The organism is Nostoc sp. PCC 7524 (assembly GCF_000316645.1).
Taxonomy (GTDB): domain Bacteria; phylum Cyanobacteriota; class Cyanobacteriia; order Cyanobacteriales; family Nostocaceae; genus Trichormus.
Map to the genome: position 1 here is coordinate 2592238 of NC_019684.1, position 15321 is coordinate 2607558.

Below are 15321 nucleotides of genomic sequence, written 5' to 3' on the forward strand. Positions count from 1 at the left end.
TGACTTGTACAGGTGGGGAATAGGGAATCGGGAGTAGGGAGTAGGGAAGAAGCCTGTTTGAGTATAAAAATCAAAGAGGAGTCCTATATAATTGATTAATTGGTGTCTCACCGATAATTGCTACATTTGTTTTATTCTTATGACTGTAGAACTCCAGACCGAAAAAGACAAATTACAGGCAGACACTAATATCAAGATAAATCAAGAAGCCGAAAACGAAAAAATTTTATGTCCTCATTGTCAGCGCACCGCTACGAACGGTATTAAATGTAAAGGTATCTGTGTCGCTGACAGTGACTATTAAGGTATGCTCTGCTACCTCTAACAGCACTGTGTTTGAAAGTTTAAATTAATACTAACAACAGCAATATTAGTGTCCAAGTTGTGGTTATGCTTGACAATCAAGCTTTGTATCCTAGCTAGTTTGCTGCTGCTATATGAATTTGATTAACTTTGAATTTATATTGACTTTTATTTTGCCACAACTGATATATGCAACATTTCTTAGTGCAGTGATTGCAGCTATAGTTGGTGGTATTGTAGGACTAATAACGGGAGCGATCGCTCGTCGCATCAAGCATACCATTATCCCGGCCATGGTGGGTGCTTTCATAGGTACTATGTTGGTAGCCATGACTCCCATTTATGCTAGCCCAGAAACTTATATAGGTGGCCCCTTTGGGGGACTGGCAATATTGTTGAAAATGATGGTTCTTGTACCAGCAGGTTCGATTATTGGGGGTGTGCTTGGTGCTGCTTATGAACAGAAACTTACTTTCCAAGTCAAACGCCGGATAACTTGGATGGGGCTACTTTTCACCTATACTCTGATGGTGATTTTACTTTATTTTAATTTAGCACCTGCTGCTTTTCAGTTTGTTAAATCTAGTGGACAGGAGCCAAACTTTCTCCCCCGCATCGGTAGAATTATTGGCTATGAACAGAAATTTTCGGGATATAACCAGAGAATTAGTAGTTTAGCATTTACTCAAGATGGACAGCAATTAGTGATTGCTAACATCGGTGATATCAGAGTTTGGCAACTAGATACAGGGAAATTAGTCCACACCTTCCCAGGGCCGCCAGATGGTAGTACAACTCTCAATGATCAGATTATAGCGATCGCTATTACTCCAGATAATAAAACTTTAGTTACAGCCGCACCACAACAAATACAACTCCGGGAACTAAAAAGCGGTAAAATTCTCCACAGGCTGGAAGGTTCTGATTACATCAAGTTGGCTCCAGATGCTAAAACTCTCATCGGCTTCAAAAAAGCAGATAACCCTACAGCAGATGTGGGAATATGGGAACTCAGCAATCGCAAATTATTACGTACTATTCCCGCTAACATAGAAACTTTAGGCTCTGGTTATCCTGTGGATATAACTAGCGATGGTAAAACTTTAGTTATTGCCAATAGTTCTTACAGCAACCAGATAGAAATCAGGGACATTAATACAGGTAAGCGTCTGCAATCTTTTGGTGATAATCAAGGTAAGCGCATCAGCACCCTAGTAATCACACCAGATGGTAAAAATCTCATTACCGCCCAGAACAACAATCTACAAATCTGGGATATGAATACAAAAAAAATAGTGAAAACTATTCCCAACGTCGGAACAGTCAATCATTTGCTAGTGACTCCAGATAGTCAAACTCTGATTAGTAGTGGTGATAGGTTGCACATTTGGCAAATTACCACAGGTAAAAAATTGTTAACTTGGCAAAGACCACCTAAAGTTTATACTACTGAAGTCGCACTCAGTCCTGATGGTAAAATTCTCGCCGCTACTGATGATAGAGGGGTGAGGCTGTGGCGCTTGGCTTTGGCTAGATAGTTGATGGAGATGCTCGACTTTTCAAATATAGCAGGTGGCAGGTGACAGGTGACAGGTGACAGGTGACAGGTGACAGGCTTGAAAGCCTCTTTGTACAACGGTTTTATGATTGCTTGATGTCCTAATCTATATGGCGACTGCTATAAGTCGGTCATCTGTTTTTTCACTCATAAACTATCACCAAGCACTGTGTAACAAAATATTAAAATTAACCTCTATCTTTCGATATAAATTGCAGTCAAAAATGAATTGTTTTAACTGCGAAACCAAAACCAATTTTTTTTTGCTATGGTGATCCCAAAGGAAATATTAAGCACTCGACCAATGTAGAAATCACGATATTTCGTGTCTATTGGGCTGGGCATTGCAAGATAAACAAATAAATCCAAAATAAACTGAGTCTAAATAACCAGAGCATCAATTGGGAGGTCATATTTATGGTTACAGTATCTCATCACACTGTGGCTCAATACTCTAAAGAGAAATCACTTGTTCTCTGGTTTGATGAAGTAGGAATTGCGGATATAGGCTTAGTTGGTGGAAAGAATGCCTCCTTGGGGGAAATGATTCAACAGTTAACACCCAAAGGCGTAAATGTCCCTACAGGGTTTGCTACTACTGCTTATGCTTATCGTTATTTCATCCAATCGGCGGGGTTAGAAGCGAAGTTAAGAGAACTATTTGCCGATTTGGATGTGGAAGATGTTAAAAACTTACAAGTCAGGGGAAAACAGGCGCGATCGCTCTTAATGAATACGCCATTTCCGTTAGAATTACAACAGGCGATCGCTAGTACTTATAAAAATTTATGTCAGTTATATAATCCCAATACAGATGTAGCCGTGCGTTCTAGCGCCACCGCCGAAGACTTACCCGATGCTAGTTTCGCCGGACAGCAAGAAACCTATTTAAATGTGGTTGGTGTCGAAGGTGTACTGACAGCTTGTCATCGTTGTTTTGCTTCCCTATTTACCGACAGGGCTATTTCCTATCGCCACACCAAAGGATTTGATCACTTTAGCGTTGCCTTGGCGGTAGGTGTACAGAAAATGGTGCGTTCTGACTTAGCCACCTCTGGAGTGATGTTTTCGATTGACACTGAAACAGGCTTTAAAGATGCGGCTTTAATTACAGCTGCCTATGGCTTAGGAGAAAACGTTGTCCAGGGGACAGTTAACCCCGATGAATATTATGTATTTAAACCCACTTTAAAAACAGGGTTTCGTCCCATCATTGATAAAAAATTGGGCAGTAAAGACTTAAAAATGGTCTACGATGAAGGTTCAAATCTTACTAAGAATATACCTGTATCAAGCGTAGAACAAAATAAATTTGCCCTGAGTGATGAAGATATTTTACAACTAGGGCATTGGACTTGTTTAATTGAAGAACATTATTCCCAAGTCCACGGTAGTCATACACCAATGGATATTGAATGGGCGAAAGATGGGATGACAAATCAACTATTTATAGTGCAAGCCCGTCCAGAAACAGTACAGTCGCAGAAACAAGGTAACGTATTGCGGAGTTATCGGTTGGTGTTGGGGACTGGGGACTGGGTAAAAAATTCCCCCAAATCCCCCTCATCCCCCTCATCCCCCTCATCCCCTACTCCCCACTCCCTACTCCCCCTAACCACAGGTAGAGCAATCGGAGAAGCGATTAGTCAGGGAAAAGTGCGGGTAATTTTGGATGTCAAAGAAATAGAACAATTCCAGGCGGGGGAGGTGTTAGTTACCCAGAGAACAGATCCCGACTGGGAGCCGATTATGAAACGCGCCAGTGCGATTATTACCAATGCTGGGGGGCGTACTTGTCATGCAGCGATTATCGCACGAGAATTGGGTGTACCTGCGATCGTTGGTTGTGGTAACGCCACGGAAGTGTTAAGTACCAGTCAAGAAGTGACGGTTTCTTGTGCGGAAGGAGAAGAAGGTAAAGTTTATGCAGGATTATTACCTTTTGAAGTGGAAGAGGTGGCTTTAGAAAACTTACCTCGTACCCGTACTCAGATTTTAATGAATGTGGGGAATCCCCAAGAAGCTTTGAGTTTATCGGCAATTCCTAATGATGGGGTAGGTTTAGCGCGGACTGAGTTTATTATTGCCAACCAAATCCAAATTCATCCTCTGGCGTTGATTCACTACGACATATTAGAAGATGCACAAGCCAAAGCCAAAATTGCTGCCATCACCGCCATGTATGATGATAAACCCCAGTATTTTGTCGATAAATTAGCCCAAGGGATAGGCAGAATTGCCGCCGCGTTTTATCCCAAACCTGTGATTGTGCGGATGTCTGATTTTAAGAGTAATGAATACGCCAACTTGGTAGGCGGCAGACAATTTGAACCAAAAGAAGAAAACCCCATGTTGGGCTGGCGGGGGGCAGCACGATACTATGATGCAGGTTACAAAGAAGGTTTTGCTTTAGAGTGTCAAGCCATCAAACGGGTACGGGAAGAGATGGGTTTAACTAATGTCATCCCCATGATTCCTTTCTGTCGCACTCCCGAAGAGGGGCATTTGGTTTTGGCGGAGATGGCAAAAAATGGACTCAAGCAAGGTGTGAACGACTTGCAGGTTTACGTAATGTGCGAGTTGCCGAGTAATGTAATTATGGCGGAACAGTTTGCTGCGGTATTTGACGGTTTCTCGATTGGTTCTAACGATTTAACTCAGTTGACACTAGGATTAGATAGAGATTCCGCCTTAGTGGCACGATTGTTTGATGAACGCAGCCCGGCTGTGAAGCAAATGGTAAAAATGGCGATAGAAGCAGCGAAAAAACACAACCGTAAAATCGGGATTTGTGGACAAGCGCCCAGCGATTACCCAGAATTTGCTCAGTTTTTGGTAGAACAGGGCATTGATTCTATTAGTCTCAATCCTGATTCGGTGTTAAAAACTATGTTAGAGGTGGCGAAGGTAGAAAGTAGGTGACAGGGAACAGGTGACAGGTGACAGGTGACAGGTGACAGGGAACAGGGGAACCAGTTTCTGTAGGGATGGGTTTATCAGAAATTTGTCTACCTACAGATTCACTGATTAAACCCGCCTCTACTATCTTTGATTGCAACTCGGTATGGACGAATGCGCGGATGGGTAGGTGTAGAGAAATGCTGTTTTGGAGAAATGGCTGTATTCCTTGTAGGGCAGTCTTTTGCCGAAAAATTAAATTAAAACCATCCGCGCACCTTGCCCAGTCTTGGTTTCAGCAATTTCCCTTAAACCAACTGACGTTTTTGCGTGTTATGATTAACCCATTCGCGAAACTGAACCTTGAAAACCAAATACAGACTAGCTTTCAGGCTGCCGCTATTGCAATTTCAACTAATCCCTATTAGGGATTGAAACCACAACACAAACAGTTCGAGCCTCTGGGCTGGCTTAATTGCAATTTCAACTAATCCCTATTAGGGATTGAAACTTCAGCGTGATTATGTGATCGATCAGTTACGATCCATTGCAATTTCAACTAATCCCTATTAGGGATTGAAACCAAATATAGTAAATGAACTATCTAGCACTCGGACTATTGCAATTTCAACTAATCCCTATTAGGGATTGAAACAAGCCATTTTTACTTTCCGCGTAGACCCCTATTATTGCAATTTCAACTAATCCCTATTAGGGATTGAAACAACTAATCGATTTGTACAGCCACCCGGTTGAGTTATTGCAATTTCAACTAATCCCTATTAGGGATTGAAACTTAGAAATATTCACCAAGTACGGCGGCTCTGCTCAAATTGCAATTTCAACTAATCCCTATTAGGGATTGAAACCACTGATTGATAACTTGGCTTAAACCTCCTATAGTTATTGCAATTTCAACTAATCCCTATTAGGGATTGAAACACTTGAATGTCGTTGTTTGTTTGCTGTGCTGTTTATTGCAATTTCAACTAATCCCTATTAGGGATTGAAACTACCCACCTGATTGGGTAGGTATTCAAGAAATGAGAATTGCAATTTCAACTAATCCCTATTAGGGATTGAAACCGGATGTCACATAGATAGATGATTCATTTGTCGAATTGCAATTTCAACTAATCCCTATTAGGGATTGAAACTCAGGCTGGATAATCCATAAACCTTTACGCTTACCATTGCAATTTCAACTAATCCCTATTAGGGATTGAAACAACTTACTTAAAAGCTTAGATTTTGCTGTAACCGATGCCAGCATTGCAATTTCAACTAATCCCTATTAGGGATTGAAACCTTTAACTTAACTCAGATGCCCTTAGCGGTTAAAGGCTACCAGATTGCAATTTCAACTAATCCCTATTAGGGATTGAAACAATCACGCCAGTGATTGGGATTGGGTACTGGGGAATTGCAATTTCAACTAATCCCTATTAGGGATTGAAACAAAATTTAAAAACTATCCGAGCCATGCGATCACGCCTCAAAGATTGCAATTTCAACTAATCCCTATTAGGGATTGAAACCCGAAGGGTAGGCAATGTGTGCGAAATAGTCGCAGGCACTTGCTTAAATAATTGCAATTTCAACTAATCCCTATTAGGGATTGAAACCCCTTACTATACCGTATCGATTGATGGCAGAGGGGATTGCAATTTCAACTAATCCCTATTAGGGATTGAAACTTCCCCAGAGTATTTACCGCTTCTTGACTCTACAATTGCAATTTCAACTAATCCCTATTAGGGATTGAAACTAAAGCTAAACGCTATATTACTAAATTTGAACTAAATTGCAATTTCAACTAATCCCTATTAGGGATTGAAACCTGCACTTACACCGCCTTGATTAGTGATGCCGATGATTGCAATTTCAACTAATCCCTATTAGGGATTGAAACATCAGCTATGGTTCCCCCGATTCTCGGATTGATGGATTGCAATTTCAACTAATCCCTATTAGGGATTGAAACAGTGGTGAGAGGAATGGAGGGGGAATTAGGAAATTGCAATTTCAACTAATCCCTATTAGGGATTGAAACAAGTAGTTGACAAATGTAAAGCTAGGGACTACAGTTATAATTGCAATTTCAACTAATCCCTATTAGGGATTGAAACGATTTTCGGAATCTACAAAAATTACCATGTATCGTCTAGCGAATTGCAATTTCAACTAATCCCTATTAGGGATTGAAACAATCAGCTATTCAACCTGCTGCACCTGAACAGGCAGATTGCAATTTCAACTAATCCCTATTAGGGATTGAAACTGATTCACCACGGGAGGCAAATTTTTTAATAACGACAAGATTGCAATTTCAACTAATCCCTATTAGGGATTGAAACATCTGGATAATTTACTGCATCCTTAGCTGCACCGAATTGATTGCAATTTCAACTAATCCCTATTAGGGATTGAAACAAGCTGCTCCTCTGCTTTTCGCAGCAATGAAAAGTAAATTGCAATTTCAACTAATCCCTATTAGGGATTGAAACGGTGTGCCACTGGCGGCCAAGTTTTTCACACACTCGCCCCGATTGCAATTTCAACTAATCCCTATTAGGGATTGAAACTAGGGCTTCTCGCAACATTTCAATTGCTTGTTCTAATTGCAATTTCAACTAATCCCTATTAGGGATTGAAACCCCAAAGATACCAACAAGAGCATTAAAATCAATGCTTGCGGATTGCAATTTCAACTAATCCCTATTAGGGATTGAAACGTAGAATTAATCGCAGATAACCCAGATGTAACCCTAGAATTGCAATTTCAACTAATCCCTATTAGGGATTGAAACGAAAATAATATCACCAGAATCAAGGGTGATATGGCAATTGCAATTTCAACTAATCCCTATTAGGGATTGAAACGGGGAAGTCCAGCACTGTGCTGAAGTAATCCACCCACGATTGCAATTTCAACTAATCCCTATTAGGGATTGAAACACGGCGGCGGGGGTGGGGGTAGAGGAGGGACTACAACATTGCAATTTCAACTAATCCCTATTAGGGATTGAAACTTCTCGATACGCTAGCGCAGGCGTTGCTGTTTGCCCTCGAATTGCAATTTCAACTAATCCCTATTAGGGATTGAAACCTAAAGACGCTCAGATGGTGCAGGGGCGGATTAAATTGCAATTTCAACTAATCCCTATTAGGGATTGAAACTTGCGCCATATCGAGCAGGGGGTGGAAACCTACGAATTGCAATTTCAACTAATCCCTATTAGGGATTGAAACACCCACGTATCCAGTGACACGCTCAGTTTCAGAAATTGCAATTTCAACTAATCCCTATTAGGGATTGAAACACGCCAAAAAGGTAGAAGGAACAACTATTGGTAATTGCAATTTCAACTAATCCCTATTAGGGATTGAAACCTGCTGCTAAGGCTTCCCCCATATACTTTTTAATAATTGCAATTTCAACTAATCCCTATTAGGGATTGAAACGTTTAATTGCATAGCAACCTGCAAAACGTCCTCTGCATTGCAATTTCAACTAATCCCTATTAGGGATTGAAACGCTCACATTCCCCGTCACCTCCCCGATGTGGGATAAGGGAGATTGATTGCAATTTCAACTAATCCCTATTAGGGATTGAAACAAGCTAGCCAGTTTTATTGGCGAAAAATGTACTATTTATTGCAATTTCAACTAATCCCTATTAGGGATTGAAACGGGCGACTTCCTCCCCTTGGGGGGAAGTGGTAGCTATTGCAATTTCAACTAATCCCTATTAGGGATTGAAACCTAGCCCTTAGCCCCCGCCAAATTAGGGAGCTAACATTGCAATTTCAACTAATCCCTATTAGGGATTGAAACACATTACAGGAGTTAGTTGAACTCCGTGGGGAATATTGCAATTTCAACTAATCCCTATTAGGGATTGAAACCGGCTGCGCCCAAAAAGATGCTTTGTTCCAATTCCTTAAATTGCAATTTCAACTAATCCCTATTAGGGATTGAAACATTAATGCTAGGATATGATTGGCGTAAAGAAGGATTACAAAAGATAAAGTTATTTTCTGATTTATTATAAATTAAGCAATGGCTGTTTAACAAAATCTTTGCAAATAAATACTATAAAAATCAAACATAATTGAATTATTCCAATAAAAAATATGAAGCTTTTGATAAAGTAAATACAGATATGGAGGTAAGATTATGACCCAATCTTTGCCAAAATTACTGACATTTGATGAATTTATCGAATGGTATCCCAACGATGGTAAACGCTATGAATTACATAACGGAGTAATTTTTGAAATGCCCCCTCCAAGCGGAGAACATGAAAAAGTTGTGGGATTTATAGCTCGTAAGTTAACTGTCGAGTTTGATCGCCTGAACCTTCCTTACACCATACCCAAAACTGCATTCGTCAAAACTCCTACTGCTGAATCTACTTATTCTCCCGATGTCTTGTTATTAAATCTAGACAACCTCAGCAACGAACCACTTTTTCAAAAGCAGTCAACAGTCAGCCAAGCTGCATCTGTGCCATTGGTGGTTGAAGTTGTATCGACTAACTGGCGAGATGATTACTACAACAAACTTAGGGATTATGAAGAAATGGGCATTCCTGAATTTTGGATTGCTGATTATGCGGCATTGGGAGCTAGGAAATTTATCGGTAATCCCAAACAACCTACTATTTTTGTATGTAGTTTAGTTGATGGTGAATATCAAATGATTCCATTTCAAGGTGACACAGCGATTAAATCACCTACCTTCCCCCAATTAAATGTAACTGCACAGCAGATTTTTGATGCAGCTAACTAAAATAATAAGATGAATCGGGTACATAAATATTCCAATATGGCAATATGAACTAATCCCTCTCAGGGATTAAAACTGCAATTCTTAACAAAAGTTTACAAAACTTGACAATACCATTGCTATTTAGCACAATATCTAGTACATATACCCGATGCGTAGATTTACCTTCTATGTCATCCTAGATAATGAGAGTTAATTCGGTGGTAGTGTTTGTTTTTAGTATTCACAGGCTTCTCTCCGAAATTTAAATCTCTACACATTTATGATTTTGGAGATAATCGATGTCAATTTATGTAGGCAACCTCTCTTACCAAGTTACAGAAGAGGATATTAAGGGTGTTTTTGCTGAATATGGTACTGTAAAACGGGTTCAAGTACCTACAGACCGAGAAACAGGTCGTCTGCGCGGCTTTGCTTTTGTGGAAATGGGAACAGATGCTGAAGAAGCAGCTGCCATTGAAGCTCTTGATGGAGCCGAATGGATGGGTCGTGACCTCAAAGTTAATAAAGCCAAGCCTAGAGAGGACAGAGGTTCATCTGGTGGCAACCGGGGAGGATACGGTGGAGGCGGTGGACGTAACCGCTACTAAGCGTTGAAAGCTGAATTTTGAAGAGCGAATTTTCAGGCCAGGCAGAAAATTTATCTTTTTTGTACTGTTAGCGCCTGCTCAGTCCCTTGATAAAGTTGATTTACTAGGAGAGATAATGACCCAAATAGTAGTGGGTGAAAATGAACACCTTGAGTCAGCCTTACGCCGATTTAAGCGAGAAGTTTCCAAGGCAGGAATCTTTCAAGATATGAGGAAGCACCGTCACTTTGAAACGCCGATTGAAAAATCCAAGCGCAAAAAACTTGCCTTGCAAAAGCAGGGTAAAAGACGCTTCCGCCCGTAAAAAATGACATAGATATACGTCAATGCCCTCATAAGCACTATGAGGGTTTTCTTTATGGACTTTAGCAGCAGTCAGCGAAAATTAAGCAATGGTATGGCAGAAGGCACTTTTGCAATAGGCAATAGTAAAATCCATGCCATAAATGAGTTTGGGCTTTTAATCATGTCCTAATCGCCTTGTCTACAGCTATAGTTCTGATCAATCAATTTTTGGCTAAGGGACTTACAAAGAAAAAATATTCCAAATGTAGGGTGCATCGGTGTGAATAATTTCTTGGTATAGCTAGGGTTTCTCACACTGACGCACCCTTGTATATTGAATATGAGTTTTGGCATCTACTATGGCAATGTAGATATTAGGTACAGACTCATATCTCTATTGTAGGAAATACTAATGAATCGCTCGAAAATTGTAGCAATTATTACAGGTGCAATTTCTATCTTGTTAGCTATTGCCTATCTGATCATAGTCCAAATATTGGATTACCGGGATATGCAACCCGCTCCCATCAGCCAACTGCACCAACTATCAACTTTTGTTGCTTGTATCAACTTGGGAAACCTAAAAACCTTCTAGTTGTACATAAATCGTACCGTCTTGTTGTAGAGTGGGAAAAGACAATATCTATGATGTTCTAAAACCCTTATACAACAGGAGGTTTAACATCTATGCCAAAATCTTCAGCATTTATTCAAATCAAACAAGGAGTCTTAGAAATCACCTCACAGATTCCTGTGGGGCGGATCACTACCTATAATGCAATTGGTGAACACCTGAACGTTATGGCACGTCATGTTGCCTACATTTTGGCAACTTTGAACTTTGAAGAACAGCAAAAATTCCCTTGGTATCGTGTTGTTGCTGATCAAGGCATAATCACAGTGGGTAAGCTAAATTCTCGATATCTTGCCCAGATTCAACACCTCAAGCAAGAAGGAATCGAATTGGCGGCTAAAAATCATGTTGAGAACTTTAATGAGTTATTTTGCTCCCCAGTTCAGCTAGTTAGTTGGAATCACAGTACAAAGCATTATCTAGATGATCTAGATGACCTTGATTCATAGAGTAAAGTCTATGGATAAGATATTTTATTTATATATATAAGAATTACTTACAGTAGACATCGTTGATTTATTTTGTTACATAATTCCCTTTTGAGAAATATGAAGGTAAGCTAAATTTAAGAATATTAAGCAAAGATAAATTTCCTGAATCTACGATACTTAGCTTGACTGGGAGCAAAATTAAATTTGCCCCCAGCATAGCTAGTTTTTGCTATCAATCCAGAGGGTAATTTCATGGCTCAGTTTCTACTTGAGACTGTTTGGCTAGTTCCGTGCTATGCGTTAATAGGGGGACTATTGGCTATTCCTTGGTCGCCAGGAATCATTCGCAGAACCGGGCCAAGACCAGCAGGTTATGTCAATATAATAATGACATTCTTAGCGTTGATTCATAGCGCGATCGCCTTACAAGCAACCTGGAATCATCCGCCGCAAGCAGTGTTGATTCCTTGGTTATCAACAGCAGGCTTAAACCTCACCATCACCCTAGAAATATCTTCCATCAGTGTGGGGGCAATGGTAGTAGTAACGGGCTTAAATTTCCTCGCGCAAATTTTTGCCGTAGGCTACATGGAAATGGATTGGGGCTGGGGGCGCTTCTATTCTTTATTGGGATTATTTGAAGCGGGACTCTGCGCCTTAGCGTTGTGTAATAATCTGTTTTTTAGCTATGTAATTTTGGAAATCCTGACTTTAGGAACATATCTGCTAGTGGGCTTATGGTTTAGTCAACCTTTAGTAGTCACTGGTGCTAGAGATGCGTTCTTAACCAAGCGGGTAGGGGACTTGTTTTTACTGATGGGAGTCTTGGGATTATGGACTCTCGCAGGGACTTGGAACTACACAGAATTAGCCGAATGGGCTGCAACAGCTCATGTTAATCCAACTGTCATGACATTAGTTGGTTTAGCATTAGTAGCAGGGCCGATGGGTAAATGCGCTCAGTTCCCTTTGCATTTGTGGTTAGATGAGGCAATGGAAGGCCCTGTTCCCAGCACAATTTTACGGAACTCGGTAGTAGTTGCTAGTGGCGCATGGGTATTAATTAAACTGCAACCTGTATTAACTCTATCGCCTTTAGTTTCTGCCTTCATCGTAGCCATTGGTGCAGTCACAGCCGTTGGTGCTTCCCTAATTGCGATCGCTCAAGTTGATATTAAACGCTGCTTATCTTATTCTGTTAGTGCTTACTTGGGCTTAGTGTTCATAGCGGTAGGCACACAACAAGACGAAGCCGCCTTATTGTTGGTACTCACCCATGCTATAGCCTCTGCACTTTTAGTCATGAGTACCGGCGGTATTGTCTGGAATAGTATCACCCAAGACATTACTCAACTTGGTGGCTTGTGGACACGTCGCCCCATTTCCGGGTTAGCCTTTATTTTAGGAACTTTGGGGTTAATTGGTTTTCCACCCTTGGGTAGCTTTTGGGCATTACTAAAATTAGCTGATGGATTGTGGGAAACTCACCCTTGGTTAGTAGGAATTATCATTGCCGTTAACGCCTTAACAGCAGTTAGTTTAACGAGAGAATTTGGCTTAATTTTTGGTGGTAAAGCTAAACAAATGAGTGAGCGATCGCCTGAAGTTCACTGGCCAATGGTACTACCCATGATGATTTTATTGGGCTTTATTTTACATCTACCTTTGGTATTAGAAAGCTTATCACTATTACCCAATTGGGCAACTCTTAATAAAGATGTGGCACTTTTACTAATTTGGTCGAGTATTTTCGGTTGCAGTATTAGCGGTGTAATTTATCTAGGCAATATTCCCAAACCAGTACGTCTACCTTGGAAACCCTTACAAGACTTATTAGCTTACGACTTTTACACCCCTAAACTCTATCGCATGACCATCATTTTCAGCGTTGCTCAACTGGCAAAATTTGCTGATATGATTGACCGCTTTGTAGTTGATGGCATTGTTAACTTTGTTGGTTTGTTTTCGCTGTTAGGTGGCGAAGGTTTGAAGTACAGCACCAATGGACAAACTCAATTTTATGCCTTCACTGTTCTCCTAGGAGTAGGTGTTTTGGGTGCATGGGTAACTTGGCCATTCTGGGGAGTACAGTTTTTAAGTCTGATTTTTTAATAGTCCTAACTGTTGAACCTCCGAATTTTGGATTTTGGATTTTGGATTTTTTAGTACACCTCTACTTCCTTCTTTTCTATTGCAAGAGTGCCTATTGCCTACCTACGCAGATAATTTTAGAAATCAAATCGGATTGCTATTTATGCTGAGTGCTTTAATTTGGATACCAATTATCAGTGCTATAATTATCGGGTTTTTACCTGGTAAAGTCGTCCCAGCTAGTCGGGTGAGATTAGTTGCTTTAACTATTGCTGGCGTAGTTTTACTCTGGAATTTATTTATTTTGCTGAAATTTGATATCAGCAATCCAGGGATGCAATTTCAAGAGTATTTACCTTGGAATGAAACCTTGGGTTTGAGTTATCAACTAGGAGTTGATGGTTTATCAATCTTGATGTTGGTACTCAATAGCTTACTCACCTGGATTGCAATTTACAGCAGTAGTAAAGAGACTGAACGCCCCAGACTTTTTTATTCCCTGATTTTATTAGTCAGTGGTGGCGTAGCTGGAGCTTTCTTAGCAGAAAACTTACTACTATTTTTCCTGTTTTACGAATTAGAATTAATCCCCTTCTATTTATTAATTTCGATTTGGGGAGGAGAAAAACGGGCTTATGCAGGTATCAAGTTTCTAATTTATACTGCTGTTTCCGGGGCTTTGATTTTAGCAACCTTCTTGGGTATGGTATGGCTAACTGGTTCTACTAGCTTTGCCTTTGATGCTGTATCAACTCAAAGCATCTCCGCCGGTTTGCAATTAGTTCTCTTAGCAGGAATTATTTTAGGCTTTGGGATCAAAATTCCCCTCGTTCCCTTCCATACGTGGCTACCTGATGCTTATGTTGAAGCTTCTGCACCCATTGCGATTTTGTTGGGTGGTGTATTAGCGAAGTTGGGAACCTATGGACTGTTGCGTTTTGGCATGGGAATGCTTCCCCAAGCTTGGAGTGTGGTTGCGCCAACCTTAGCAATCTGGGGAGCGATTAGTGCAATTTATGGGGCAGTGATTGCGATCGCCCAAAAAGATATCAAGCGCATGGTAGCATACAGCTCTATCGGTCACATGGGCTATGTATTACTCGCTAGTGCCTCTAGCACCGCTTTAGCACTGGTGGGTGCTGTTTCCCAGATGTTCAGCCACGGTTTAATTCTGGCAATTCTCTTTCATCTAGTTGGGATTGTAGAAGCCAAAGTTGGGACTCGTGAATTAGACAAACTCAATGGTTTGATGAGTCCTATTCGGGGTTTACCGCTAATTAGTGCGCTACTGGTTCTCAGTGGCATGGCGAGTGCGGGAATTCCTGGTTTAACGGGATTTATTGCAGAATTTATTGTTTTTCAGGGTAGTTTCTCAGTCTTTCCCTTGCCCACATTATTATGTGTAGCCTCTAGCGGCTTAACAGCAGTGTATTTCGTCATCCTCCTCAACCGTACCTGCTTTGGCAAGTTAGATAACTTAGCCTACTATCCCAAAGTTGCATGGGCGGAAAAAATACCAGCCTTAGTTTTGGCTTCTCTGATTATCTTTTTAGGAATACAACCCAATTGGTTAGTACGTTGGAGTGAACCCACAACTACAGCAATGGTAGCGGTAATTCCGCCTCTGGAAAAAACTATAGTTTCTCAAGTGGCTTTGAAGTAAGTAGTAGAGGAGCAGGGGAGCAGAGGGGCAGGGGAGCAGAGGAGACAAGGTAGATTTTTATCCAATCCCCAGTCCC

The 15321-nt window shown here is 40.7% G+C and carries 10 protein-coding genes and 1 CRISPR repeat array; all 10 genes read left to right on the forward strand.

What is annotated here, in order from left to right; translation table 11 throughout:
- The first annotated feature begins 139 nt into the window (after nt 1–139).
- The 10 genes from NOS7524_RS29955 to NOS7524_RS10295 all read left to right on the forward strand — a co-directional run bounded on the left by NOS7524_RS29955 (nt 140) and on the right by NOS7524_RS10295 (nt 15245).
- Nucleotides 140–304: a hypothetical protein gene (locus tag NOS7524_RS29955; protein WP_015138411.1), complete on the forward strand. Its 165-nt coding sequence runs from the start codon at nt 140–142 to the stop codon at nt 302–304.
- A 172-nt stretch (nt 305–476) separates the two neighbouring features.
- Nucleotides 477–1841 (forward strand): beta-propeller domain-containing protein, encoded by a 1365-nt coding sequence (locus NOS7524_RS10255; protein WP_171815365.1) that lies wholly within the window; start codon nt 477–479, stop codon nt 1839–1841.
- 437 nt (nt 1842–2278) lie between these two features.
- Nucleotides 2279–4783, forward strand: coding sequence for a phosphoenolpyruvate synthase (ppsA, locus tag NOS7524_RS10260; RefSeq protein ID WP_015138413.1), 2505 nt, complete (start codon nt 2279–2281; stop codon nt 4781–4783).
- Nucleotides 4784–5160: 377 nt separating this feature from the next.
- Nucleotides 5161–8744: a CRISPR direct-repeat array (repeat unit 37 nt; unit sequence ATTGCAATTTCAACTAATCCCTATTAGGGATTGAAAC).
- A 195-nt stretch (nt 8745–8939) separates the two neighbouring features.
- Nucleotides 8940–9554, forward strand: a complete 615-nt coding sequence (locus NOS7524_RS10265; RefSeq protein ID WP_015138414.1) for a Uma2 family endonuclease — start codon at nt 8940–8942, stop codon at nt 9552–9554.
- Between the two features lie 278 nt (nt 9555–9832).
- Entirely contained in the window at nt 9833–10141 is a 309-nt protein-coding gene (locus NOS7524_RS10270; RefSeq protein ID WP_015138415.1) for an RNA recognition motif domain-containing protein, read from the forward strand.
- Between the two features lie 115 nt (nt 10142–10256).
- Nucleotides 10257–10445, forward strand: coding sequence for a 30S ribosomal protein S21 (gene rpsU / locus NOS7524_RS10275; protein WP_015138416.1), 189 nt, complete (start codon nt 10257–10259; stop codon nt 10443–10445).
- Nucleotides 10446–10838: 393 nt separating this feature from the next.
- Nucleotides 10839–11021 carry a hypothetical protein gene (locus tag NOS7524_RS10280; protein ID WP_015138418.1) on the forward strand — a complete coding sequence of 61 codons (183 nt, stop codon included), beginning with the start codon at nt 10839–10841 and terminating at the stop codon, nt 11019–11021.
- 92 nt (nt 11022–11113) lie between these two features.
- Nucleotides 11114–11509 carry an MGMT family protein gene (locus NOS7524_RS10285; protein ID WP_015138419.1) on the forward strand — a complete coding sequence of 132 codons (396 nt, stop codon included), beginning with the start codon at nt 11114–11116 and terminating at the stop codon, nt 11507–11509.
- Between the two features lie 234 nt (nt 11510–11743).
- Nucleotides 11744–13603 carry an NAD(P)H-quinone oxidoreductase subunit F gene (locus tag NOS7524_RS10290; protein WP_015138420.1) on the forward strand — a complete coding sequence of 620 codons (1860 nt, stop codon included), beginning with the start codon at nt 11744–11746 and terminating at the stop codon, nt 13601–13603.
- Between the two features lie 142 nt (nt 13604–13745).
- Nucleotides 13746–15245 carry an NADH-quinone oxidoreductase subunit M gene (locus tag NOS7524_RS10295; RefSeq protein ID WP_015138421.1) on the forward strand — a complete coding sequence of 500 codons (1500 nt, stop codon included), beginning with the start codon at nt 13746–13748 and terminating at the stop codon, nt 15243–15245.
- Nucleotides 15246–15321 lie beyond the last annotated feature (76 nt).

Excerpts from the sequence above, each read along its gene's own strand:
- NOS7524_RS29955 (WP_015138411.1), top strand. The coding sequence starts at position 140 with ATGACTGTAGAACTCCAGACCGAAAAAGACAAATTACAGGCAGACACT.
- NOS7524_RS10295 (WP_015138421.1), top strand. The coding sequence starts at position 13,746 with ATGCTGAGTGCTTTAATTTGGATACCAATTATCAGTGCTATAATTATC.
- ppsA (WP_015138413.1), top strand. The coding sequence starts at position 2,279 with ATGGTTACAGTATCTCATCACACTGTGGCTCAATACTCTAAAGAGAAA.
- NOS7524_RS10290 (WP_015138420.1), top strand. The coding sequence starts at position 11,744 with ATGGCTCAGTTTCTACTTGAGACTGTTTGGCTAGTTCCGTGCTATGCG.
- NOS7524_RS10280 (WP_015138418.1), top strand. The coding sequence starts at position 10,839 with ATGAATCGCTCGAAAATTGTAGCAATTATTACAGGTGCAATTTCTATC.
- NOS7524_RS10265 (WP_015138414.1), top strand. The coding sequence starts at position 8,940 with ATGACCCAATCTTTGCCAAAATTACTGACATTTGATGAATTTATCGAA.
- rpsU (WP_015138416.1), top strand. The coding sequence starts at position 10,257 with ATGACCCAAATAGTAGTGGGTGAAAATGAACACCTTGAGTCAGCCTTA.
- NOS7524_RS10270 (WP_015138415.1), top strand. The coding sequence starts at position 9,833 with ATGTCAATTTATGTAGGCAACCTCTCTTACCAAGTTACAGAAGAGGAT.
- NOS7524_RS10285 (WP_015138419.1), top strand. The coding sequence starts at position 11,114 with ATGCCAAAATCTTCAGCATTTATTCAAATCAAACAAGGAGTCTTAGAA.